The organism is Mesorhizobium silamurunense (assembly GCF_014843905.1).
Classification (GTDB): domain Bacteria; phylum Pseudomonadota; class Alphaproteobacteria; order Rhizobiales; family Rhizobiaceae; genus Mesorhizobium; species Mesorhizobium silamurunense.
This window is the reverse complement of the sequence record NZ_LPVS01000061.1, coordinates 75354-98886: the sequence shown is the minus strand read 5'-3', so window position 1 is coordinate 98886 and position 23533 is coordinate 75354. Positions and strand designations below refer to the sequence as shown.

Annotated in this window: 26 protein-coding genes; 16 read left to right on the top strand and 10 right to left on the bottom strand. The window is 63.9% G+C overall.

Going from position 1 to position 23533, the window contains the following annotated elements; translation table 11 throughout:
* Positions 1-10: 10 nt before the first annotated feature.
* The 6 genes from AU465_RS17350 to AU465_RS17325 form a co-directional block, all read right to left on the bottom strand.
* On the bottom strand, positions 11-1294 hold the full coding sequence (locus AU465_RS17350; RefSeq protein ID WP_192250317.1) for a CpaE/TadZ family protein: 1284 nt from the start codon (positions 1292-1294) through the stop codon (positions 11-13).
* Between the two features lie 30 nt (positions 1295-1324).
* Positions 1325-2062, bottom strand: coding sequence for a CpaD family pilus assembly protein (locus AU465_RS17345; protein ID WP_192250131.1), 738 nt, complete (start codon positions 2060-2062; stop codon positions 1325-1327).
* Between the two features lie 14 nt (positions 2063-2076).
* Positions 2077-3606, bottom strand: a complete 1530-nt coding sequence (locus tag AU465_RS17340; RefSeq protein WP_192250128.1) for a type II and III secretion system protein family protein — start codon at positions 3604-3606, stop codon at positions 2077-2079.
* The gene (gene cpaB / locus AU465_RS17335; RefSeq protein ID WP_192250124.1) at positions 3603-4415 is read right to left on the bottom strand and encodes a Flp pilus assembly protein CpaB; all 813 of its coding nucleotides are present in this window, start codon (positions 4413-4415) and stop codon (positions 3603-3605) included. Before cpaB ends, AU465_RS17340 begins: the two co-directional genes overlap by 4 nt.
* 278 nt (positions 4416-4693) lie before the next feature.
* Positions 4694-5212, bottom strand: coding sequence for an A24 family peptidase (locus tag AU465_RS17330; protein WP_192250121.1), 519 nt, complete (start codon positions 5210-5212; stop codon positions 4694-4696).
* A 156-nt stretch (positions 5213-5368) separates the two neighbouring features.
* A complete protein-coding gene (locus AU465_RS17325) occupies positions 5369-5548 on the bottom strand; it encodes a Flp family type IVb pilin (protein ID WP_126085995.1) in 180 nt (59 codons plus the stop codon).
* Positions 5549-5903: 355 nt separating this feature from the next.
* Between AU465_RS17325 and AU465_RS17320 the strand changes: the two genes are divergently transcribed.
* The 3 genes from AU465_RS17320 (at position 5904) to AU465_RS17310 (ending at position 7732) form a co-directional block, all read left to right on the top strand.
* Complete coding sequence (locus tag AU465_RS17320; RefSeq protein WP_126085996.1) at positions 5904-6326, top strand: pilus assembly protein N-terminal domain-containing protein; 423 nt, start codon at positions 5904-5906, stop codon at positions 6324-6326.
* A 138-nt stretch (positions 6327-6464) separates the two neighbouring features.
* The gene (locus tag AU465_RS17315) at positions 6465-7070 is read left to right on the top strand and encodes a TadE/TadG family type IV pilus assembly protein (protein ID WP_192250118.1); all 606 of its coding nucleotides are present in this window, start codon (positions 6465-6467) and stop codon (positions 7068-7070) included.
* Positions 7071-7111: 41 nt separating this feature from the next.
* Positions 7112-7732, top strand: a complete 621-nt coding sequence (locus AU465_RS17310) for a TadE/TadG family type IV pilus assembly protein (protein WP_192250115.1) — start codon at positions 7112-7114, stop codon at positions 7730-7732.
* A gap of 4 nt (positions 7733-7736) precedes the next feature.
* On the opposite strand, the gene AU465_RS17305 is transcribed toward AU465_RS17310, so the two are convergent.
* A complete protein-coding gene (locus AU465_RS17305; protein ID WP_192250112.1) occupies positions 7737-8630 on the bottom strand; it encodes a phosphate/phosphite/phosphonate ABC transporter substrate-binding protein in 894 nt (297 codons plus the stop codon).
* Between the two features lie 179 nt (positions 8631-8809).
* Here AU465_RS17305 and AU465_RS17300 point away from each other — a divergent pair, with 179 nt between their 5' ends.
* From AU465_RS17300 to AU465_RS17250, 11 genes are all read left to right on the top strand, one after another.
* Positions 8810-10057, top strand: coding sequence for a phosphopentomutase (locus AU465_RS17300; protein WP_192250109.1), 1248 nt, complete (start codon positions 8810-8812; stop codon positions 10055-10057).
* Entirely contained in the window at positions 10041-10931 is an 891-nt protein-coding gene (mutM, locus tag AU465_RS17295; protein ID WP_192250106.1) for a bifunctional DNA-formamidopyrimidine glycosylase/DNA-(apurinic or apyrimidinic site) lyase, read from the top strand. The genes AU465_RS17300 and mutM overlap by 17 nt, the downstream gene beginning before the upstream one ends.
* Positions 10932-10971: 40 nt before the next feature.
* Positions 10972-11745 carry an enoyl-CoA hydratase gene (locus AU465_RS17290; protein WP_192250103.1) on the top strand — a complete coding sequence of 258 codons (774 nt, stop codon included), beginning with the start codon at positions 10972-10974 and terminating at the stop codon, positions 11743-11745.
* Positions 11746-11988: 243 nt separating this feature from the next.
* Positions 11989-12255: a 30S ribosomal protein S20 gene (gene rpsT / locus AU465_RS17285; protein ID WP_124996039.1), complete on the top strand. Its 267-nt coding sequence runs from the start codon at positions 11989-11991 to the stop codon at positions 12253-12255.
* Positions 12256-13161: 906 nt separating this feature from the next.
* Complete coding sequence (gene dnaA, locus AU465_RS17280) at positions 13162-14634, top strand: chromosomal replication initiator protein DnaA (protein ID WP_246506191.1); 1473 nt, start codon at positions 13162-13164, stop codon at positions 14632-14634.
* Positions 14635-14809: 175 nt separating this feature from the next.
* The gene (gene dnaN / locus AU465_RS17275; RefSeq protein WP_192250096.1) at positions 14810-15928 is read left to right on the top strand and encodes a DNA polymerase III subunit beta; all 1119 of its coding nucleotides are present in this window, start codon (positions 14810-14812) and stop codon (positions 15926-15928) included.
* Between the two features lie 39 nt (positions 15929-15967).
* On the top strand, positions 15968-17122 hold the full coding sequence (gene recF, locus AU465_RS17270; protein WP_192250093.1) for a DNA replication/repair protein RecF: 1155 nt from the start codon (positions 15968-15970) through the stop codon (positions 17120-17122).
* Between the two features lie 97 nt (positions 17123-17219).
* Complete coding sequence (locus AU465_RS17265; protein WP_192250090.1) at positions 17220-17975, top strand: molybdopterin-synthase adenylyltransferase MoeB; 756 nt, start codon at positions 17220-17222, stop codon at positions 17973-17975.
* A gap of 4 nt (positions 17976-17979) precedes the next feature.
* Positions 17980-18468, top strand: coding sequence for a GNAT family N-acetyltransferase (locus AU465_RS17260; protein ID WP_192250087.1), 489 nt, complete (start codon positions 17980-17982; stop codon positions 18466-18468).
* Between the two features lie 5 nt (positions 18469-18473).
* On the top strand, positions 18474-19724 hold the full coding sequence (locus AU465_RS17255; protein WP_312891275.1) for an aconitase X: 1251 nt from the start codon (positions 18474-18476) through the stop codon (positions 19722-19724).
* Positions 19721-20131, top strand: coding sequence for an aconitase X swivel domain-containing protein (locus AU465_RS17250; protein WP_246506189.1), 411 nt, complete (start codon positions 19721-19723; stop codon positions 20129-20131). The genes AU465_RS17255 and AU465_RS17250 overlap by 4 nt, the downstream gene beginning before the upstream one ends.
* A gap of 14 nt (positions 20132-20145) precedes the next feature.
* On the opposite strand, the gene AU465_RS17245 is transcribed toward AU465_RS17250, so the two are convergent.
* Positions 20146-21147 (bottom strand): 2-hydroxyacid dehydrogenase, encoded by a 1002-nt coding sequence (locus AU465_RS17245; protein ID WP_124996031.1) that lies wholly within the window; start codon positions 21145-21147, stop codon positions 20146-20148.
* Between the two features lie 170 nt (positions 21148-21317).
* Here AU465_RS17245 and AU465_RS17240 point away from each other — a divergent pair, with 170 nt between their 5' ends.
* Complete coding sequence (locus AU465_RS17240) at positions 21318-21875, top strand: SH3 domain-containing protein (protein WP_192250081.1); 558 nt, start codon at positions 21318-21320, stop codon at positions 21873-21875.
* On the opposite strand, the gene AU465_RS17235 is transcribed toward AU465_RS17240, so the two are convergent.
* Both AU465_RS17235 and irrA read right to left on the bottom strand, forming a co-directional pair.
* A complete protein-coding gene (locus AU465_RS17235; RefSeq protein WP_192250078.1) occupies positions 21865-22245 on the bottom strand; it encodes a DUF4260 domain-containing protein in 381 nt (126 codons plus the stop codon). The genes AU465_RS17240 and AU465_RS17235 overlap by 11 nt on opposite strands.
* Positions 22246-22253: 8 nt before the next feature.
* On the bottom strand, positions 22254-22685 hold the full coding sequence (gene irrA / locus AU465_RS17230; RefSeq protein WP_071101810.1) for an iron response transcriptional regulator IrrA: 432 nt from the start codon (positions 22683-22685) through the stop codon (positions 22254-22256).
* Between the two features lie 244 nt (positions 22686-22929).
* On the opposite strand from irrA, the gene fabA reads away from it, so the two are divergent.
* On the top strand, positions 22930-23445 hold the full coding sequence (fabA, locus tag AU465_RS17225; protein WP_027165888.1) for a 3-hydroxyacyl-[acyl-carrier-protein] dehydratase FabA: 516 nt from the start codon (positions 22930-22932) through the stop codon (positions 23443-23445).
* Positions 23446-23533: the final 88 nt, after the last annotated feature.

Genomic DNA, 23533 nt, shown 5'->3' with positions numbered 1-23533 from the left:
TGCGCGAGCGTCATTTCTTGTTGCGCGAAAGCTTGCCGAGGATGGCGCCCAGGCCTGCCTTCTTCTTCGCCTTGATTTCGCTGCGCCCGGTCAGCACATGCGCGATTTCGTTGATCGTGCCGACGACCGGACTTTTGGCATCCATCTCGCCAAGCATGCGGCCATTGTTGGCCGCGTTGCCGAACAGCAGCGGCTCGAAATTGATCACCGCCATGGGCGTGATGCCGAGCGGTTCGGAAAAATCCGATGCCGCGATCTCCGGCCGTTTCGGAACGCCCGCCTGGTTGATGATCAGCTTCGGCGGCGGGTCGTTCGGACGCAGCCGCTTCAGCATGTCCACCATATTCTTGGTGTTGCGCAGGTTTGCGAGTTCGGGCGTGGCCGTGATGACGATCTCGTCGGCCTTGATCAGCGTGCTCTTGGTCCAACCGCTCCAGACGTGAGGAATGTCGAGCACGAGCAAGGGCGCGCTGCGCTGGGCCGTTTCGATGACCTGGGAGAAGGCGTCCGGATCGAAATCATAGACGCGCTCGAGCGTGGACGGTGCCGCCAGCAGCGACAAATGCTCGGCGCACTGCGCGAGCAGCCGATCGAGATAAACCTCGTCGACGCGCTCGGGCGAAAACACCGCCTCGGCGATGCCCTGCGCGGGGTCCTGGTCGAAGTTGATGTTGGCGGTGCCGAAGGCGAGATCGAGATCGGCAACGACGACTTCGGACTTGAACAAGGACGACATCGCCCAGGCGACGTTGTGGGCGATCGTCGAGGAGCCGACACCGCCCTTGGCGCCGATGAAAGCGATGGAGCGGCCGATCGGATCGGACTCGGGATCGACGAAGATCGACGAGACGACGCTGACGATATCGGTCATCGAGACCGGCGCGATGACATATTCGGAAATACCCGAACGGATAAGCTCGCGGTAGAGGCCGACATCGTTGTAATGGCCGATGACCACGACCTTCGAGGTCGGATCACAATATTCCGCGAGCTGAGCGAGCTGCTCCAGCAGCTGTTTCGGCTCGCTGCGCGATTCCAGCAGGATCAGGTTTGGCGTCGGCGCCGACTGGTAGAATTCGATCGCGGTGGCGATGCCGCCCATATGGGCCTTGAGATGGGCCTTGGCCATGCGGCGGTCCTCGCCGGCGCGCTCGATGGGATTGGCGACGCCCTCGGTCTCGCAGAAAGCCTGGATCGAGATGCGCGGCACCGGGCGCAGCGCCTGCATGGCGGCGATGTCCTGTTGCGAGAGATCGCCGGCATCCGTGGGCGTGTCGTAGGCGAGATTGCTCATCGTCATGCTCTTTCCGTGATCCGGCGCGGCTTAATAAGTCACTTCCGAATTGCCGAGGAACTCGTCCGAAATGCCTCGGGCGCGATAGATATCGATCACCTTGCCGCGATTTTCGGCGTCGATGTCGGACTGCTTGCGCGGCCCGAGCAGATCGTTGGGATTGGCCATCTGGGCGGCGAGATTGTTCTGATAGGAGCACCCGAAATCGGCGTAGTGCTTGTTTTCCGATGTCTGCAGCAGGTCTTCCGGCCAGCGCCCGCATTTGTCGGTCTGGGCCTTCACGGCGACGAAGGCGACGCGGACCGGCGCCGAGGCTTCCGGCACGGCCGCCTGGTAAGATGTCATGACGATCCGGTCGCGCTTGACGCCGGCCGCAATGGCAAGCCTGGCGAAATCACGGCTGGCGGCCTGGGCGGCGGCCTGGTTTGCGGAACCGACCGGAGCCGCAATCGTCAGCGCAGGCGCGGCGCTCCTGTCGTAGCCGTCGAGGAAGCCGAGCAGAGTGTCACGCTGCGAACCGGTCATGCCGCGATCGCCGGCGCCGACCGGAAGGTCGATCTTCTGGTTCTTCTCGGCAATGACGATCGGATGATTGGTGCGGTAGTCATCCGGAATGGAGCCCACCGTCACACTGTCGCGATGGAAGTTGGCGCATCCGGTGAGCGACGCCGCAAGGGCGATCGCCAGGACCGGAGACGACCCGCGGAAACGTCCGCGGCCGGATTTTGCCGCTGCGATCGTCGTGGCCTTCGATGCTGACTTGGACATGTCCGCTTTCCCGCTCACTTGTAGATGAAGCCGACGACGCCGTGGTAACGGCCAGGTGGCCTGTCGGTCTGCATGGTGCCGTAGACGCGATTGACGCGACCAAGGAACATGCCGGCGCCATCGCTGGGTGGATTGAAATTGTCGTCGGGCTTGGCCAATTCGTTGCGCGCCACGGGCCGCGCCAGATAAGGCGTGATGATGATGACGAGCTCGCTCTCGTTGCGCACGAAGTCGCGGCTGCGGAAGAGCGCGCCGAGCACGGGAATCTTGGTCAGCCCGGGCAATCCGTTGACGGCCTGCCTGACGTCGTCGCGCACGAGGCCTGCGATCATCATCGAACCGCCGGAAGGCAGTTCCACCGTCGTATCGGCCAGGCGCTTGCGCAGCGACAAAGCGTTCATGCCGGGACTCCTCCCGCCATCGGAAAGCGAAACCGATCCCTCGGTTGTCGGCTCGGAAACGGCGGTCCGCACCTTCAGGCTGATGCGGCCGGGTGACAGCACCACCGGCTGAAACTCCAATCCGATGCCGTATTCGATCTTCTCGATCGAATAGGTCTTCAGCCCTGTCTGGTTGTCGTTGGAGACGTTGGCGGAAACGCTGTTCACCATGTTGTATTCGCCGCCGACCTTGAAGGTTGCCTTCTCGCCGGACACCGCAGTGAGCGTCGGTTCTGCCAGCGTCTTCATGACGCCGGCCGATTCCATGGCATTTATGTAGGCCTGGATCGAGGACGTCCCGACATTGAAGCTCGAATTGGACAGCTGCTTGCCGAGGCCGGTGAAATTGTCGCTGAGCGCGCCCCAGGAAATGCCGTTGCTGCCGCCGTTGCCGACCATGTTGACGCCGAGCTGCTTCATCACCGAGCGGCTGACTTCGGCCACCGTCACCTTCAGCGTCACCTGATCGTCACCGATGATCTGCAGCAGATTGACGATCTTGGAGACCCGGCGTTCGGCGTCGGGATTGTTGATGTCGACGCCGCCATTGGCCGAGCCACCGGCGGCTGTCTGAGAATATTGGCCGGTTGTCGCTTCACCGCCCGAGACAAAGATGGTGGCCAGGTCGACGGCGCGCTTGGCGTCGAGCGGTGTGTCCACGTTGCCGGTGAGAATCACGTTGTCGTTCAGCAGCTCGACCTTGATCTGCGACGACGGGAGGAAGCGCTTGAGATAGTCTTCCAGCCCGGCGACGTCGCGCTCGACCGCCAGGTCGAGACTGGCGATCTGTTCGCCGTTGGGGCCGAAGACGAAGATGTTGGTTTCGCCGACAGCCTTGCCGAACAGATAGATGCGGCGCGCCGTGCGCGTCACCGCGTCGGCCACCGCCGGATTGGCGACGAGGATGTCGTAGGCGTCGCTCGGCAGGTCGATGACCACCGACTTGTTGAGGCCGAGCTTGACGCGCTGCGAGGCAACCGAGGCCGTCACGCCGGCCGCCCTGTTCGCGGCCTTGGCCTCGACGAGGCCGGGCGCATTGGTGCCGATCAGGAACAGGCCGATTGCCGCCGCCGCGACGACGGGCAGTTTGCCGCTTAGCCTCATTTCCTTGCTCCCACTTCGGAAACTTCGCCCGACTTGATCAACCGCACCGTGCCGCGCCGGCCATTGCCGTTCACCAGATAGTCGGCCTCGCCCAGGTTCTTCTCATTCGTGTCGGTGATCGGACGCAGCGCCAGGGTCAGGCGGTCCGCCATCTGCTGCGCGACGGTGATGATCTCCGCCTGCTGCGGCGTCAGCTCCAGCGTCGCGGTCTGGCCGACCCTGGTCTTCTTGCCTTCCTCGTCCTCCTGGATGGTCTGGTCGATGGCCAGGACGCGGATGTTCTTGAGGATGGTCTCGGTGTTGAAGCCGCTGCCGCCGTTGCTGGCGTCGGCGCGCCGGGTCATGATGACGTCGACGAAGTCATTGGGCAGGATGAAGCCGCCCGCCGATGTGTCGGCCGATATGGCGGTCGCGACGGCGCGCATGCCGGACGGCAGGATCGAGGACATGAAGCTCTGCCCCTCGCCGACCAACTTGGAGCGCCGCAACGGCTCACCGGTATACATGGCCACACGTGCCACCGAGCCCTTGAGCTTTTCAACCGCGTCCGGTTCGGCCGCACGGGTGATGAAATTGGCGTTGATGCCGCTGGCCGGCCACTGCTCCCAGCTGATGTTGTCACCGAGCTGGCTGCCCATCGCGACATCGCCGGAAAGCACCAGCACGTCCTGCAACGCGATCGCCGGCTGCTTGGGATTGTCGACGACGACTTGAGGCGGCGGCGGCGCTACCATGTTCTTTGCGACATAACCCGCGCCACCCGCCGCAGCCACAGCCACGCCCAGAATAATCAGTCGGGATGCTGGCATTTCGTCCGAACCCTTCGCCTCAAGGCAAAACCACCTAGCCAGGCCGGACTTTGCAGCCGCAATCGTCAAAACAAGGTTAATGTAATGCTTACGATCGTGATTAATTTAAGGTTTACTCAAATTTGATGGAACCGCTTGCCGTTAACGAAAAAAGGCGGCCAAGAGCCCTCTTTTCAAGGAAACGAGCCTTCCGAAAGCGGGAACCGGCTTCGGGACAAGACAAGCGTAAAGTCAAAAATCCAAAGCCCACCGAGCGGACCTGAAAATGGCGACGTGCTTTAGGCGGCGAGCCTGTCCAGCGCCCAGATCATCAGCGGAGAATCCGGAAAGGTGAGGAGCCCGCCGAGACCAAGCGCGACGCCATAAGGAATGCCTCCGCTCTCGTCGGCGAAATGGCGCAGAAAACGGTTGTGGCCGGTGTAGACCGCAAATGGCGATTTCCGGTAGGCCAGAATGGCAATCGTCAACAGACCGCCGATCAATGTCGAGGTTACCAGGTAGCCGACGAGATTGATGTTGAGCCCCATCCATACCGCGGTTGCCGCCAGGAGCTTGGCATCGCCCCCGCCCATGCCGCCGAGCGCGAACAAGCCGAATGTCACCCCCAGCACCAGGGCACCGGCCGCGAAATGCCCGCCATAGGTTGCCCAGTCCATCCCGGTCATCGGAGCCACCAGAGCGAACGTCGCCACCAGCAGCACCGGCACGCGGTTGGCGATCGTCATCGACAGCGTGTCTGAGATCGCCGCGAACAGCATGCAGAAAGGAAAGACGACGAAGATCGCGGCTTCAAGCATGGCGCGGTGCCTATGGCGCATTTTACCAGCTGCAATCTAGGCATGCTGGAATTAACGATTGATGAGGTCGGATCGTCGAAATCACCCGACCGCATGAAGAAGGGCCGCCAATGGCGACCCTTCTACTTCAAAGCAACTACTGGCTTCCGCGGCCTATCACGGGGCCTTGCCGGTCTTGACGGCGCTGGCGATCGCCACGAACTTGCTGTTCAGGGCGGTGCCGAGCTGGCTGGCGCCGACCATGATGGCGAGTGCGATGAGAGCGGCGATCAGACCGTATTCGATGGCGGTCGCGCCGGATTCGTCCTTCACGAAACGTGCGATGAGGTTAGACATTCGAGAGCTCCTACTCCACGTGTTACAGCACTTCCGTCAACTTCTCTTGCCGGTTGATCGGATGCTGCAAATCTAGGGGGAAGCCCTTTCGATCGGCTTAATAAATACCCTTACCGATTCCTTTCCGGAGGCGAACCCGTTGCTTGGTTAACCGTGGCCTAAACGCCCAAACGCGGCCCGGCGGGCAGGAAAAGCGCAGAGATCCGGCCCAGCCGCGATTTCGCTAAAACAGCGCATGCTGGTGGTTCTTACCCTCGAGGCGGCCAATGCTTATCGCGGCCATGCGGCGTTTAACCGTCGGTTCACCAATTTCGTTCATGTTCCGTTGAACAGTCTGCCGCTCCGGAGCGCTTCAATGACCTTGTCGAGATCGCCATTTCCAGTCGTCGCGCTGCTGGCAGTTGCCGCCTTCGCCATGCCCGCCAGCGCCGGTGCCGGCATCGAGGTCACCATGAATCAGGCAAAGATCGTCAAGTTGTCGCGCGCCGCCGATACGATCGTCATCGGCAATCCGGCAATCGCCGACGCCGCCGTGCAGGATGCCTCGACGGTCGTTCTCACCGGCAAGGGTTTCGGCGTCACCAATCTGGTCGTGCTCGATTCCGATGGCAGCCCGATCGTCGATGAGCAGGTGACGGTGGTCCGGCAAGCCGCGTCTTCGGTGCGCATCTACCGGCGCGCCGACGTCCAGACCATGTCCTGCACGCCCTATTGCGAAAGCTCATACAAGAGCGAAGCGGAGAGAACTTCCGAAACCGAAATGAATGCCAGCCGCTGAGGCTGGCGTCGGCAAGCGCCTGCGACGTTAATGGCGGGTTAAAAGTCGCCCGGCGAATTTAACGCTCATCCAAACCCGACCTCAATGGGTTTTCCCTATGTTGCCGCCCGACATTGCAAGGGTTCGGCAGGAACGGACATGAGCAAGGATCCGGCATCCGAGGGTGGCATGGACGGCAAGGCACGGGCAAAGCCCCGTCATGGCTTCTTCAGCGACAGGCGCGGCAGCACGGCGTTGGAATTCGCGATGCTGGCCATACCGTTCGCCCTGCTCGTTTTCGCCATCCTTGAGAGCTGCATCTCGTTCGCCGGCCAGGAAGTGATGGCCAATGCCACCGACGATATCGCGCGCCAGCTCAGGACCGGCCAGCTTAGGAAGGCCAACGTCACCGAAGACTCGATCAAGAAGCTGATCTGCGACAGGCTGGAGATCATGGTCGCCACGAATTGCCCCGGGTCCGGGTCAAATGCTTCACTGCTGGTGGACCTGCGCGAATATCCGACCTTCGCCGACGCCGCGGCGGCGGGCTTCAATATCCAGAGCGGCGAAATCGTGCTGACAGGCACGAGCTCGACGACCTTCACGGTGTCTCCGGGGCTGGCGGAATCGAGGAACATGCTGCGGGTCTTCTACAAATGGCCGGTGATCACCGATTTCCTGGCCAAGCAAATGGCCAATCTGAAGGACGGCAGGACGCTGCACTTCGCATCGGTGACCTGGCAGAACGAACCATTCGACGACTGAGATTGCGGCCGGTCGAGACTACGGCGGCGTGGGGGTAGGGTATGTACCGTGCGGGGGCACAGCGGGGAATTTCGGCCATTCTGGCGAAGGCGGCACGGTTTTGCCGCGATCGCCGCGGCGTGGCGGCAATCGAGTTCGCGTTCATCGTGCCGGTGCTGCTCATCATGTACTTCATCACGATGGAAGCCTCGCAGGCGATCGAGACCAGCAAGAAGGTCAGCCGCATCGGCAGCATGGTGGCGGATCTCGTCACGCAGCAGACGAGCGTCAAGAAAGCCGATCTCGATGCGATCATGAAGATCGGCACCTCGACGCTGCAGCCCTACAACCGCTCCACGCCGACGATCATCGTTACCGGGATCCAGATCACCGACGAGGCGTCGCCCAAGGTGAAGGTGGCATGGTCGCGCAAGCTGGTAGGCACCACCTATAGCGCCGACGCCGCGAAGGACAGCATCACCACCGTTCCGTCGACGCTGAATATCCGCAACACCTTCCTTGTGCGGGTGGAAAGCGACCTCGGCTACAAGCCGATCATCACCTGGTCGGCCGGCGATTCGAAGGCTCTTGGCTTGACCTCGGCCTTCAACAACATAGCCATGGGCGAAACATACTATCTGAGGCCGCGCCGCGGGCCCACGGTCCCCTGCACCGACTGCTGAGAGATCATTGCTGGCCGCCCGCTTCCCGCCGCACGATGGCCAGCGCCGTTGCGTAGTCCTTTGATACGGCCAGTTCGAAGCCGCCGGAATGCGTCGATTCCAGAAGATCGTAGACGTCCGGGGTCAGAGACTTGAGATTGGTCAGGAAGACGGCCAGCCGACGCCTCGCCTCGGCATCGAGATCGCTGCGCACGGCATGAGGCCCGTATCGCAGCGGAGCCGAGTTCCATAGCACCCGAAGCGACGTCTTCGGAACGCCGGCGGCCTCGAGCCGCATGATCGTGCCGCCCGTATCGGTGGGCTGGCCATCGGCGCCGACGGGCTCCCAGCCGAACAGGCCGTCGGCTTCGCCGTCGCCGAGCATCGTCTCGGCCGCGGTGGCCGACGGCGCGCGTGCCAGGAAGGGTGAATCCTCCGCGATCTTCACGCCTTCGCCAGCCAGGCCGGTCAGCGGCAGCAAAGAACCGGCGACATTGTCCGCGGGCGCGATCGCGATCCGATGCGAGGCCATGGCGGCGAGGTCCGGCACTTTGCCGTCGCGCGTCACCAGCACGGAACGGATACCGGCGACCCCGTCGGCATCGACCGGCGCCACCAGCGGCTCGACACAGCCGCAGCGCTCCGAAGCCGCAGCATAAGCGAGCGCCGAATAGATCGCGTACTGGACGCGGCCGCTCGCCTGCGCCTCGATCAATGCCGCATAGTCGCGGGCAACCACGAACTCGACCTTCATGCCGAGAGCATTCGTATAGGCATCCGTCAGGCGGGCCAGAGCGGGTACCGTGTTGCCGCCTCCAGGCTCGGCGACGATGCCTATGCGAAACGTGCTGATGTCGTCGCGCCAGTCGGCGCGCGCCGGCGATGCCGAGGAGAGCAGCGCGAGAGCCGCCGCGCACATCCCCAAAGTCCGGCCTGCCACGAATCCCGCGCCCTTGCCCATCCCCTGCCGCGCTCCCGCCGACACTGCGCCCGATCGCACCACTGTGGCGCCATGCCGGTTTCGGTTTGGTTTCCGATTTGCCAACGCCACTGCGGAACCTTATGTCTGGCTGCCTGGACTGGCAACAATGGCACCCTATGGCGCGGGCTTTCCTATTCGTTCTCGATTCCTTCGGCGTCGGCGGGGCGGCCGATGCCGAACGCTACGGCGATGCCGGCGCCGACACGTTCGGGCACATCGCGCAGGCCTGCGCCGACGGCCGCGCGAACCGTGAAGGCTTGCGCAGCGGCCCGCTTGCCGTGCCGAACATGGTCTCGCTCGGGCTTGCCCGCGCGGCACAGACGGCGACCGGGTTGAAGCTCGACGTCGACACGCCGCTGCTTGCCGCTTCTTTCCATGGCGCTGCCCAGGAGGTCTCGAGCGGCAAGGACACACCGTCGGGCCACTGGGAGATTGCCGGCCTGCCCGTGCGTTTCGACTGGGGCTACTTTCCCGACACCGTGCCGGCCTTCCCGGCCGAGTTGACCGGCGCGATCATCCGCGAAGGCAAGGTGCCGGGCATCCTCGGCGATTGCCATGCGCCCGGAACCGAGATCATCGAGCGTTTCGGCGAGGAGCACATCCGCACCGGCAAGCCCATCTGCTACACCTCGGTAGACTCCGTATTGCAGATCGCCGCGCACGAAACGCATTTCGGCCTCGAAAGACTGTATGAGCTTTGCCTGACGGTGCGCCGGCTAGTCGATCCGCTCAAGATCGGACGGGTGATCGCGCGGCCCTTCGTCGGCGAGACAAAAGCCACCTTCCAGCGCACCCACAACCGCCGCGACTATGCCGTGCCGCCGCCGGAGCCGACCTTGCTCGACCGGCTGACGGAGCGCGGCAGCAAGGTCATCGCCGTCGGCAAGATCGGCGACATCTTCGCCCATCGCGGCATCTCGCAGGTGCGCAAGGCGGGCGGCAACATGGCGATGTTCGACGAGGCGCTGGGCGCCATGGACGACGCCGGCGAAGGCGATCTGGTCTTTGCCAATTTCGTCGATTTCGACACCGAGTTCGGCCACCGGCGCGATGTCGCCGGCTATGCCGGAGCACTCGAGGCCTTCGACCGCCGGCTGCCGGAAGCGCTGTCGCGCATCAAGCCGGGCGACCTGCTCATCCTCACCGCAGACCACGGCAACGACCCGACCTGGCGCGGCACGGACCATACGCGCGAGCGCGTTCCGGTGATCGGCATCGGGCCCGGGCTGAAGGGCGGCGACATCGAGCTCCGGCCGACCTTCGCCGATATCGGCGAAACCGTCGCCGATCATCTTGGCCTCGCGCCCGGCCGCCACGGCGCCTCTTTCCTTGCAACGATAGGCGGCCATGCCAGAACTGCCTGAAGTCGAAACGGTGCGGCGCGGGCTGCAGCCGGTTCTGGAAGGGGCGCGGCTCGTCAACGTTGAGGCGCGCAGGCCCGACCTTCGCTTTCCCTTTCCCGAACGCTTTTCGGAGCGGCTTGCCGGCAAGACCGTGACGGCGCTCGGCCGGCGCGCCAAATATCTGACGATGCACATCGAAGACGGTCCGGTGCTGATCTGCCATCTCGGCATGTCGGGATCGTTCCGCGTCGAAACCGCAGGGAGCAGCGACATCCCAGGAACCTTCCATCACGAGCGCCCGAAGAGCGCCGCGCACGACCACGTCGTGTTCGATGTCGCCTCGCCGAAGGGCGAGCGGTCCCGCGTCATCTTCAACGACCCGCGCCGTTTCGGCTTCATGCTGTTTGCCGAAGGAGCGCCGGACACGCACCCGATGCTGGCGGGGCTGGGCATCGAGCCGACCGGCAATGCGCTCGACGGCCCCCTGCTCGCCGCGCTGCTTAAGGGCCGCAGGTCGCCCCTCAAGGCCGCGTTGCTCGACCAGCGGCTGATCGCCGGGCTCGGCAATATATATGTGTCGGAGGCGCTGTGGCGCGCCGGCCTATCGCCGCTGCGCGAAGCCGGCACCATCGCCGGCTCCGGCAAGAAAGCGAAACAGCAATGCGAACGCCTGGCCGAATCGATCCGCTCGGTCATCGCCGATGCGATCGCCGCCGGCGGATCCTCGCTGCGCGACTATGTCCAGGCAGATGGGTCGCTCGGCTACTTCCAGCATTCCTTCGCGGTCTACGACCGCGAAGGCCAGCCGTGTTCGAAACCGGGCTGCAGCGGCCACATCGAGCGCATCGTGCAGAGCGGCCGCTCGACCTTCTATTGCCGGACCTGTCAGCGGTGAGCTAGACCGGTCTCCTCAATCGAAGCGAGGAGACGATGCCATGACCTATGAAACCATTCTCGTGGAAACACGCGGCAAGGTCGGGCTGATCACGCTGAACCGGCCAAAGGCGCTCAATGCGCTGAATTCGCAGGTGTTGGCAGAGATCGTTGAGGCCGTGAACGCGTTCGGCGCCGATGCCGGCATCGGCGCGATGGTCCTTACGGGTTCGGAAAAGGCCTTCGCGGCCGGCGCCGACATCAAGGAAATGCAGGCGATCTCCTTCGCCGACGCCTATACCCAGGACTTCTTCGTCGGCTGGGAGGAACTGACGCGCGCGCGCAAGCCGATCATCGCGGCGGTCGCCGGCTATGCGCTTGGCGGCGGCTGCGAGCTGGCCATGATGTGCGATTTCATCATCGCCGCCGACAATGCAAAATTCGGCCAGCCGGAAATCACGCTCGGCGTCATGCCGGGCATGGGCGGATCGCAGCGATTGACCCGTTTCGTCGGCAAGTCGAAGGCGATGGACATGTGCCTGACCGGACGGATGATGGACGCCGCCGAAGCCGAGCGCTGCGGACTGGTGTCGCGCGTGGTGCCGGCCGGCGAACTGGTCGAGGAGGCGCTGAAGGCGGCGGCGAAGATCGCCGAGTTTTCCCTGCCATCGGTGATGATGGCCAAGGAAGCCGTCAACCGGGCCTATGAGACGACGCTTTCCGAGGGGCTGCGCTTCGAGCGCCGGCTGTTTCATTCGCTGTTTGCGCTCGACGACCAGAAGGAAGGCATGGCCGCCTTCGTCGAGAAGCGGAAGCCGAATTTCACCAACCGCTGAAGCATGTCGCCCAAAGTGTGCGAGCAGTCTGGGAAACCGCGTGCATAAGACAAAGACTTAGAGGGCGTAGGGCGTTTCAGCGTGACGGGCTCTAAGGTCCCCAAAAAGACCACCAAGCAGCGTTGACGCGCCGGAAAAGCTGAACTATAAGCCGCACCAACCGAGGCGGCCCCGTGCTGCCCGTTTGTTTTTTGCGCCCTGCGGCACCCCCGCTGGCGCCCACCAGATCAGAAGAGAGGCATCATGGCCAACACATCCTCGGCCAAAAAGGCAACGCGCAAGATCGCCCGCCGCGCGGCGATCAACAAGAACCGCCGGTCGCGCGTCCGCACCTATGTTCGCCAGGTCGAAGAGGCGCTGGCCGCCGGGGACAAGGCCGCGGCGCTGGAAGCGTTCAAGGCCGCGGAGCCGGAATTGATGCGCGCCGCAACCAAGGGCGTCATCCATAAGAACACGGCTTCCCGTAAGGTTTCGCGCCTGGCCCAGCGGGTCAAGGTGCTGTCGGCCTAACCAACTTTCGTTTAGAACCGTTATCCTTAAGCCCGGCCGCACAGGCCGGGTTTTTTCGTTTGCCGGCAAGTACTTAAAAAGAACGCCCGCATAACGATGTCTGGCTCGAATTTCAAAGTTGCGAATGTTTTGCCGGCATATACATAATCGCTCATGCTGGTGCCCGTTGGATGCGAGCGCGCTCATAAATTAGCCTGTCACAAATTCCATATATTTTTCAGAAACTTACGGACGGTCATCCACAGCTTGTTCAACTCGCGGAGGGGCGACGGGGGACAAGTAGCTGTCAAGAGAATTATTTCAGAAAATTTCCGGAGGTGTGGCCTTTTTCGCATTCGCCGGAAAAGGGTTTGAATCACAATGGCTTTGTCAAAACATGCCTCGATGGCACCTCATCCGAACACGTCTCCGGTAATCAGATTCGTTAAAAATCGGTTAGACGTGGCCTTGCCCTATCCACAGCGATTTCGGTAATGTCCATCCATCGAAGGGACGGGCTTTGGCCCCTGACCCAGCCTGGATCGGCCAGCAAAAAATGGCGGAATTCATGACGCGGAGCAATTCCGCGTGTGGCTTGGTTTGTCTCTTCGGTGCGGGTAGGGGACTGGCGTAATTGTACATGGCAGTCGACGTTGGGCCGGCGTTTTCGCCGGACGATGTTGTATTGCCCTGACATGTTCAGGTCGGCTTGCGAGAGCTGGCATCGGTCCCTTGCGCAACGTTGCGACGATATCGCCGGCGGCGGCGATGGCGCAGCGAAAAAAGCTCGCCGGATCCAGGGTGCAGGAGGCGCACTCCCGGCGGAAAAGGGTACGAGAGACAAGGAACTTGATCATGCAGAGCGGCATCGAACGGGAGATAGCGGGCGAGCTCCCATTCCCAGCAACTATCGTCGGAGGGGACGGCATGGCGGCATCCAGCGACGCTGAACAGAAGTTCGAGCGGGTCAAGGCCCAGTTGAAGGCGCGTCTGGGAGCCGAGGTCTATTCGAGCTGGTTTGGCCGCATGAAGGTTGCCGAGGCGTCGCGCGGCATTGTTCGCATCTCCGTGCCCACGGCCTTCCTGCGGTCGTGGATCAACGGCCACTATCTCGATCTTATCGCCGAACTGTGGAGGCATGAGGATCCCGACCTTCTCAAGATCGAGATCATCGTGCGAACCGCCACGCGGCAGGGCCGCAACCATGTCGAGCCGGAAATCGCACCTGCGCGCAAGATGACCAAGCAGGCGCAGACCGCGCTTGCCGCCGGGACCGCAAGCGCCGGCCGGGTGGAACGGGCACCGGCGCCCCGCCCGGGCGTGCCGGCGGAGACCGAGTTCCGCCACAACGTGCTGGGGTCGCCGCTCGACCCGCGCTACACGTTCGCTTCCTTCATCGAAGGACCCTCGAACCGGGTGGCCTTCGCGGCGGCCAAGGCAGTCGCGGAATCGCAGTCGAGCGCGGTGCGCTTCAACCCGCTCTTCCTTCATGCGACCGTCGGACTGGGCAAGACACACCTGCTGCAGGCGATCGCCGCGGAATCGCTGCGGCACAACCCGAAATCGCGCGTGGTTTATCTGACGGCGGAATATTTCATGTGGCGCTTCGCCACCGCGATCCGCGACAACAATGCGCTCACCCTCAAGGAACAGCTGCGCGACATCGATCTTCTGATCATCGACGACATGCAGTTCCTGCAAGGCAAGTCGATCCAGCATGAGTTCTGCCATCTCATCAACATGCTGCTCGACAGCGCCAAGCAGGTGGTGGTCGCCGCCGACCGGCCGCCGTCGGAACTGGAATCGCTGGAGCCGCGCGTGCGTTCGCGCCTGAATGGCGGCGTGGCGCTCGAAATGTCGGCGCCGGATTTCGCTATGCGCCTTGGCATGCTGAAGCTGCGCCTTGCCACCGCCAAGATCGACGATGCCTCGCTCGATATTTCGGACGAGATCCTCGATCACGTCGCCCGCACGGTGACGGGCAGCGGGCGCGAGCTTGAAGGCGCGTTCAACCAGCTTCTGTTCCGCCAGTCCTTCGAGCCGCAGATCACCATCGACCGCATCGACGAGATCCTCGGGCACATCTACCGCTCGGGCGAGCCGAAGCGGGTGCGCATCGAGGACATCCAGCGCATCGTGGCGCGCCACTACAACGTGTCGAAGACGGAGCTGCTCTCCAACCGGCGCACGCGCACCATCGTCAAGCCGCGGCAGGTGGCGATGTATCTGTCTAAGGTGATGACGCCGCGCTCGCTGCCGGAGATCGGACGGCGTTTCGGCGGCCGCGACCACACGACGGTTCTGCATGCCGTTCGCAAGATCGAGGATCTTTCCGGTGGCGACAACACGCTGGCGCAGGAGCTCGAACTACTCAGAAGGCTGATCAACGAGCAGGCCTGAGCACTTCGCCTGCTTTATCCCCAGAAAGCCCGCGCAACCGGCCGGAACCGGTGCCGCGGGCTTGCGTTTGCAGGGGTTTTACTGTCAGCTTACATAGATTCTGAGCTTTTCGGAGCTTTCGCGGGACGCCGCTCCCTGGTGACCCGCTCATTCATTGAAGCGAGCCTGTTTGGTCATGCGTGTTATCCTGGAACGGTCCAATCTCCTGAAGTCCCTCAACCACGTTCATCGCGTGGTGGAGCGGCGCAACACCATACCGATCCTGTCGAATGTGCTGCTCAGCGCTGAAGGCGCCAGCCTGGAAATGAAAGCGACCGACCTCGACCTCGAAGTGACGGAAGCCACGCCGGCCAAGGTCGAGCGCGGCGGAGCGACGACGGTTCCGGCGCATCTGCTCTACGACATCGTGCGCAAGCTGTCCGACGGCGCCGAGGTGATGCTGAAGACCGACGAGGACGGCAATGCGATGACCGTCACGTCCGGCCGCTCCAGCTTCCGCCTGCAGTGCCTGCCGCAGTCGGATTTCCCGGAGCTTTCGGCCGGTTCCTTCTCGCACATCTTCCGGCTCGACTCGGTGGCGCTCAAGGGCCTCATCGAGAAGACGCAGTTCGCCATCTCGACCGAAGAGACGCGCTACTATCTCAACGGCATCTTCCTGCACACGCTTGAGGCGGGCGGCAAGCTGAAGCTGCGTTCGGTCGCGACCGATGGCCACCGCCTGGCGCGCGCCGAGATCGACGCGCCGGCAGGCTCCGAAGGCATGCCCGGCATCATCATCCCGCGCAAGACGGTGAGCGAGTTGCAGAAGCTGGTCGACGACCCGGATATCGCAGTGACGACGGAGCTGTCGGACACCAAGATCCGCTTCACCATCGGCAGCGTCATCCTGACCTCGAAGCTGATCGACGGCACCTTCCCGGACTATCAGCGGGTCATCCCGACCGGCAACGACAAGAAGCTGATCATCGACCGCCAGAGCTTCGCCGCCGCGGTCGACCGCGTCTCGACCATTTCGTCCGAGCGCGGCCGGGCCGTGAAACTGTCGATCAATGACGGCCAGGTCACGCTCGCCGTCAACAATCCGGATTCGGGCAGTGCCACCGAGGAGCTGGCGGCCGACTATTCGTCCGACCCGATCGAGATCGGCTTCAATGCCAAGTATCTGCTCGATGTCGCGGCCCAGCTCACCGGCACGGAGGCGAAGTTCATGCTGGCGGATGCCGGGTCCCCAACGCTGATCCACGACTTGGCCGACGAGACCGCGCTCTACGTGCTGATGCCGATGCGGGTGTAGGCTCTCGCGAGCTCGGCGTTTCACGGAAAAGGTGTCGCCGTGACTTCGGGCGCCAAACAGCTTCGGCAGCAAAGCTATATTAGTAAGCTAACACTTACCAATTTCCGCAACTATGTGGGGCTTTCGCTCGAGCTTGGCCCGGGTGCCGTGGTGCTGTCCGGCGACAACGGCGCCGGCAAGACCAATCTGCTCGAAGCCATCTCGCTGCTGACGCCGGGGCGCGGATTGCGCCGCGCACCCTATGCCGACGTGGCGCGCGAGGGCGGCGATGGCGGCTTTGCCTTGCACGCCCGCATCGAAGGGCCGGAAGGCCAGGTCGAAATCGGCACCGGCATTTCCGGCGGCGACGGAGAAGGCGGCAGGCGCGTTCGCATCAACGGTGCACCGGCGAAGTCGGCCGAAGATATGCTGGAATGGCTGCGGGTCGTCTGGCTGACGCCGGCGATGGACGGGCTGTTTCCGGGACCGGCCGCCGACCGGCGCCGCTTCCTCGACCGACTCGTGCTGGCGATCGATCCCAGCCATGGGCAACGGGCGCTGGATTATGAAAAGGCGGTGCGCGGCCGTAACCGACTGCTTACGGAAGGCTCGCGCGACAGCGGCTGGTTCGACGCGATCGAGACGCAGATGGCCGAAACCGGGGTGGCGATCGCGGCGGCGCGGGCGGAACTGGTGCGGCTGCTTGCCGCCATGATCGACAAGCTGCCCGGCAGCGGCCCGTTTCCGCAGGCCGACATCAGCCTCTCCGGCGAATTGGAGAGCGAGATCGCTGCCGCGCCGGCCGTCGATGTCGAGGAGCGGTTCCGCGCCGCGCTTGCCAATGGCCGCGAGCGCGATCGCGCCGCCGGCCGCACGCTCGACGGTCCGCACCGGTCGGATCTCGTGGTCCGTCACCGGCCGAAGTCGATGCCGGCCGAATTGTGCTCGACCGGCGAGCAGAAGGCGCTGCTGGTCGGCATCGTGCTGTCGCATGCGAGGCTGACCGGCGAGATGTCGGGCCTGACGCCGATCCTCCTGCTCGACGAGATCGCCGCGCATCTCGACAGCGGCCGGCGCGCGGCGCTGTTTTCCATCCTTGAGGAGCTGAACTGCCAGGCCTTCATGACTGGTGCCGACGCGGCGCTGTTTTCCAGCCTTGCCGGGCGGGCGCAATTTCTGACGGTCGACCACGGCAGTATTGGATCGACCAGCTAACTTCTTGAAAGAGCCAGGGCTCGCCGCCACCTGCCCATGACAAGGCTTTGCCTTGCATGTGCATGACAAGGTTTCCTGCCCGCTATAAGGTCCGGCCATGACCAATGCCGCCCTCACCGACGAAGAGCTCGAACGCTATGCCCGACACATCGTGCTGCCCGAAATCGGCGGCCCCGGCCAGCAGAAGCTGAAGCGGGCGCGGGTGCTGGTCATCGGCGCCGGCGGACTGGGGGCGCCGGTGCTTGAATATCTTGCCGCGGCCGGCGTCGGCACGCTGGGCATCGTCGACGACGATGACGTCTCGCTGTCCAACCTGCAGCGGCAGGTGATCCATGCGACAGACACGATCGGCATGGCGAAGACCGACAGCGCCTCGGCGGCGATCATGCGCATCAACCCCAATGTCGGAGTGGAACTGCATCGTCTCAGGCTGACAGCGGAAAACGCCCCTGCCCTCGTCGCCCGCTACGATGTCGTCGTCGACGGCTCCGACAATTTCGAGACACGCTATGCGCTGGCCGATGCGTGCGCCCAGGAAAAGAAGCCCTTGGTCACCGCCGCCGTCGGCCGCTTCGACGGCTCGGTGACGGTGCTGAAGCCGTACGAGACCGGCGCCGACGGCAAGCGCAATCCAGGCTACCGCGACCTTTTCCCGGAAGCGCCGCCCGAAGGGCTGGTGCCGTCCTGCGCCGTTGCCGGCATCGTCGGCGCGCTGACGGGTGTCATCGGCACCCTTGAGGCGATGGAAGCGATCAAGCTGATCACCGGCATCGGCGAGCCGCTGGTCGGCCGGCTGCTGCTCTACGACGGGCTCACCGCCCGTTTCGACACCGTCCGCTACAAGGCCGTCTGAGCGCATGGACCGGCCGGCCACTCCTCCTGTCACCGAGCTTCCGCCGGACTTCGCGCAGTGGGAGGAAGTGCTGGCGCTGATCCGGCGCGCCTTCGCCTATATGGACGGCCTGATCGACCCGCCATCCTCGGCACATCTGCTGACGCCGGAAGGCCTTCGGAATAAGGCGGCGCAAGAGACGGCCTTCCTGGCCGTGGAAAACGGCCGGATCGTTGGTTGCGTGTTCGCGCTGGAGAGGGCGAAGGACCTCTATGTCGGCAAGCTTGCCGTCGAGCCCGGCCTTCAGGGGCGAGGCATAGGCGGACGGCTGATGCAGGCCGTGGAGGACTTTGCCCGCCGGCGCGGCAAGCATGCCGTCGAGTTGCAGACGCGCATCGAACTGACCGCAAACCACGCCGCCTTCGCCCGACTCGGCTTTCGCGAGAGCGAGCGCACGGCGCATGCGGGCTACGACAGGCCGACCTCGATCACCATGCGCAAGGTGCTGTCTTGAGTCTCGTGCTCAACCCGCAAGAACAGGCAATCGCCGTCGGCGAAGACGGCGCGGGGATGGCGATGCGCATCGTCGCCGAGAGCGCGCGTCTGCTCGGGGCGCCGCGGCTGATCCCGATCGCTTCGGCGCATATCGACGGTGCGCTCTACCATGGCGATTCCGGCACGCTCTTCGCCGAGCGGCTGGTCGAGGGCGGCGCCAGGGTGGCGGTCCGCTCGACGCTCAATGTCGGGGCGCTCGACCTGACGGGCTGCTCGCGCATCCGCCTGGAAGAGCCGCAGCGCGGCATGGCGCGACGGATGATGGAGGCTTATCGCAAGCTCGGCTGCGAGCAGAGCTGGACCTGCGCGCCTTATCAGGCCGGGCACAGGCCGGCACAGGGCAGCGATGTCGCCTGGGGCGAATCCAATGCGGTGGTGTTCTGCAACTCGGTGCTGGGCGCCCGCACCAACCGCTACGGCGACTTCCTCGACATCGCCTGCGCCATCACCGGCCGGGCGCCGGATTATGGCCTGCATCGGCCTGAGAACCGCCGGGCGCGGCTGGTGTTCGACGTCTCGGGCCTTTCTGCTTCCTTCCTCGCCTCCGAGATCGCCTGGCCGGTGCTGGGCAGCCTCTATGGCCGCGAGGTCGGCAATTCGATCGGCGTCGTCACCGGCATCGCTAGCCACCCCGGCGAGGACGCGCTGAAGGCTTTCGGCGCCGCGGCCGCTTCATCCGGCGCGGTCGGCCTGTTCCACATCGCCGGGGTAACGCCCGAGGCGCCTGATGTCGAAACCATTCTGGCCGGGCCGGAACCTGAGGCGGAGGCGGTTATCCGGGTCACACCTGAGATGGTGGCGAAGGCCCGCGCTGCCTTGTCGACCGCCGCTGCGGCCAAGACGATCGATGCGGTCGCGATCGGCAGCCCGCATCTGTCGCAAGCCGAGTTCGACATGCTGGAGCGATTGATCGCCGGACGGCGGCTCGCCGTGCCGATCTATGCCTGCACCGGTCGGCACGTACTTGCTTCGCTGGAACTAGATGACTGCCGGAACCGGCTCGAAGCCAGCGGCGTGATCATCATCGCCGACACCTGCGTGGTGGTGACGCCGATCATGCCGGAGCTCAGCGACGGCGTGCTGATGACCAATTCGGGAAAGTTCGCGCATTACGCTCCGGGCAACACCGGCTATGCGGTGCTCTATGCCTCGCTCGCCGATTGCGTCGAAAGCGCGATCGCCGGCACGCCGCGCTTCACGGACATCGCCCCATGAGCGCCGCCGAGATCCTGGTGCCGGGCAAGGCCGGCGAAGGGGAGGCTTTGGTGCTGACGGCGCCGATCAGCTTCTGGGGCGGCGTCGACCCTAAGACAGGCCGCATCGCCGATGTCCGCCATCCGCAACATGGTGAGATCATTTCCAGCCGGGTGCTGTTCCTGCCGGGCACGATCGGTTCGTCGTCGGCTTCGGCGGTGCTGATGGAGCTGGTCCACAACGGCCGCGCGCCGGCCGCCCTGGTGCTGCGCGAACCCGACGCCATCCTTCTGCTCGGCCTGATCGTCGCCCGGGAGATGGGCTGGGAAACGCCGATGGCGGTGCGGCTCGCCCATGGCGCGTTCGACGCCTATCGCGGAAGCACCGTCAAAGTCGCCGACGACGGCGCGGTTGGCGTCGCCGCCTGAACAACCGTGGTTTTTCAGGTCCTGAGCGGCAGCACGCGGTCCGGCGGGCGATGGCCGTCGAAGAAGGCGCGGATGTTGATGATCACCTTCTCGCCCATGTCGATGCGGCCTTCGAGCGTCGCCGAGCCCATATGCGGCAAAAGCACGACCTTGCCCTTGTGGGCGAGCTTCAACAGCTTGCTGTTCAGCGCCGGCTCATGCTCGTAGACGTCGAGGCCGGCGCCGGCGATCTTGCCGTCCTGGATGAGCTTGATCAGTGATTCCTCGTCGATGATGTCGCCGCGCGCGGTGTTGACGATGTAAGCTGCTGGCTGCATCAGCGCCAGGCGCCGGGCGGACAAGAGATGGAAGGTCGCCGGCGTCGACGGACAATTGACCGAAATGATGTCCATGCGGGCGAGCATCTGGTCAAGGCTTTCCCAATAGGTCGCTTCCAATTCGTCCTCGACCGCCGGCAGCACGCGGTGGCGATTGTGGTAGTGGATGGACAGGCCGAATGCCTTGGCGCGCCTGGCGACCGCCGTGCCGATACGGCCCATGCCGACGATGCCAAGGCGCTTGCCCCAGATGCGGCGGCCAAGCATCCAGGTCGGCGACCAGCCGGCCCATTTCTTCTCGCCGGTGAGCACGTTGGCGCCTTCGGCCAATCGCCGCGGCACGGCGAGCATCAGCGCCATGGTCATGTCGGCGGTGTCTTCGGTGAGCACGTTCGGCGTGTTGGTGACGGTGATGCCTTTCTTGGCCGCCGCGGCGACATCGATCTTGTCGACGCCGTTGCCGAAATTGGCGATCAGCTTCAGGTTCTCGCCGGCCTGGGCTATCAGCGCGGCATCGATATGGTCGGTGATGGTCGGCACCAGCACGTCGGCTTCCTTGACCGCCGCAACCAGTTCCGGCTGGGTCATCGGCCGGTCCTCGACGTTGAGGCGCGCGTCGAACAGTTCGCGCATGCGGGTTTCGACCGGGTCGGGCAGCTTGCGCGTGATGACGACGAGGGGCCGTTTTTTGCCTGCCATTTTATTCCCGAAGCTTCCTCGAAACCGATCTCGTTGAGACCTCTTTAACCAAGACCGGCGAAACTTGTAGCCGATCGCGGCATCAGCCCACTCCTGTAACAAGCGGTGCCGCCGAAGACAAAGAAAAAGGGGCGCTCATCCCGACGGAACCGGCGCCGAAAGGAATGAAAGTGTCTGCTCTCGCGTCGCTCCGCCTGGCTTTCAGCGCCGCCGTTCTCGGCGCGCTGCTTTGCGCGCCGCAGGCATCCGCGCAAAGTGCGGCCGCGCCGGCGCAAACGGTGACGCTGGGGCCGAGCGGCCTGCCGCTGCCGCGTTTCGTCAGCCTGAAATCGGGCCGCGTCAACTCGCGCGTCGGCCCGGGCGCCAACTATTCCGTCGACTGGATGTACATGAAGGCCGGGCTGCCGATGGAAATCATCCAGGAATTCGATACCTGGCGCCGCGTGCGCGACGCAGACGGCTCGGAAGGCTGGATCAACCAGTCGCTGCTTTCGGGCCGCCGCACCGCGATCGTCGCCCCCTGGCAGCGCGGCAAGGGCGGCCGAATCAATCTGCTTGACGATCCCGACAAGGACGCCGGCGTGATCGCGATCCTCGAGCCCGGCGTCATGGGCTCGATCAAGAAGTGCGACGGCCAGTGGTGCGAGATGACCTTCGACGGCCATACCGGCTGGATCGCCCAGTCGCAGGTCTGGGGCGCCTATCCAGGTGAAAAGGTCAAGAACTGATCGCCTTCCGGTCGCGCCCGATGTGGCCGAGATGCGTATCCTGAAAACCAGTAGGAAGCTTCAGGCCGTAGCCAAGGGCGCGGTCGATGGCAATGTGGGCGATCCAGATGAGCGCCACGGCCGTTGTGATCGGACCGGCAAGCAGGACACCGGCGAGCACCAGGACGAGCGGGGCGATCAGGATGTGCAGCGCATTGTAGGCCATCGCGCCGATACGCGGCCCGGCGAGATAGCCCAGCATCGACAGGTCCGGCGCCAGGATGAGCAGCGCAAACAGCCACCAGGATACACCGGTCAATTTGTAGAAGACGATGGCCACCACGGCAGCGACGACCCATTCCAGCCGGATCGTCAGATCGAGGGACCGCATCGCTGGGATCAGTCGCGGCGCTTGGGGCGCAGCCTCACCACGATGTCGACATTGGCGATCTCCATGCCTTCAGGAGGCTCCGGCAGGTTGGAGACGCTCACCGGGCCGCTGGCGATATCGAAGATCCGATTCTCGCCTTCGACATAGAAGTGATGGTGGTCAGAGGTGTTGGTGTCGAAATAGGTCTTCGACCCTTCGACCGCGAGGATGCGCAGCAGGCCGGCCTGGGTGAACTGGTGCAGCGCGTTATAGACGGTCGCGAGCGAAACCGGCACGCCGGCGGCGATCGCCTCCTCATGCAGTTCCTCGGCCGAGAGATGGCGGTCGCCCTTGGCGAAAAGCAGATCGGCCAGCGCAATGCGCTGGCGCGTCGGCCTCAGGCCGGCTTCGCGAACCCGCTTGTCCACAGCGACATTTTCCTTCCGGCAGCCCGAATCCATCTATCCCGTCGAAGCTTGCAGCCATCCCCATAGACCGGTCCAGAATGGCAAAAAGACGTCAATGCCAAAAACTGGAAACCACCCGACATATATTCTGTCGCCCAAATGCGATCAATAGCGCGCATTGACCCAGGCAGGCGCGCGGGTTAAGCGCAAACGCCGGTTTCCGGCCGCAAACAGAGTGTGTTAGGAAACCAACGACAAGGGCGCCCTGCCGCCCGGAAGGAAAACGGGGACGGAGTTAATGGCGGGTCAAAAGTCCAGCTACGATTACGAGGAACTGCTTGCCTGCGCCCGCGGCGAGCTGTTCGGACCGGGAAACGCCCAGCTGCCCTATCCGCCGATGCTGATGTTCGACCGCATCACCGAGATCAGCGAGACCGGCGGCGCTTTCGACAAGGGTTTCATCCGCGCCGAGTTCGACATCAAGCCGGATCTTTGGTTCTTCGCCTGCCATTTCATCGGCAATCCGATCATGCCGGGCTGCCTCGGCCTCGACGCCATGTGGCAATTGACCGGTTTCTATCTCGGCTGGCTCGGCGAGCCCGGCAAGGGCATGGCGCTGTCGACCGGCGAGGTGAAGTTCAAGGGCATGGTGACGCCGTCGGTCAAGAAGGTCGAATATGGTGTCGACTTCAAGCGCGTGATGCGCGGACGCCTCGTGCTCGGCATCGCCGATGGCTGGCTCAAGGCGGATGGCGAACCCATATACGCGGCAACGGATCTGAAGGTAGGCCTGTCCAAGCAGTCCGCCGCCTGATTGCTTTCGCCACGGGCCTCGCGTGTCAGACGGATGCGCAAGGACGCCGCGGCAGTTATTTTGCGTATGATCAAGCGCGAAAACCGAT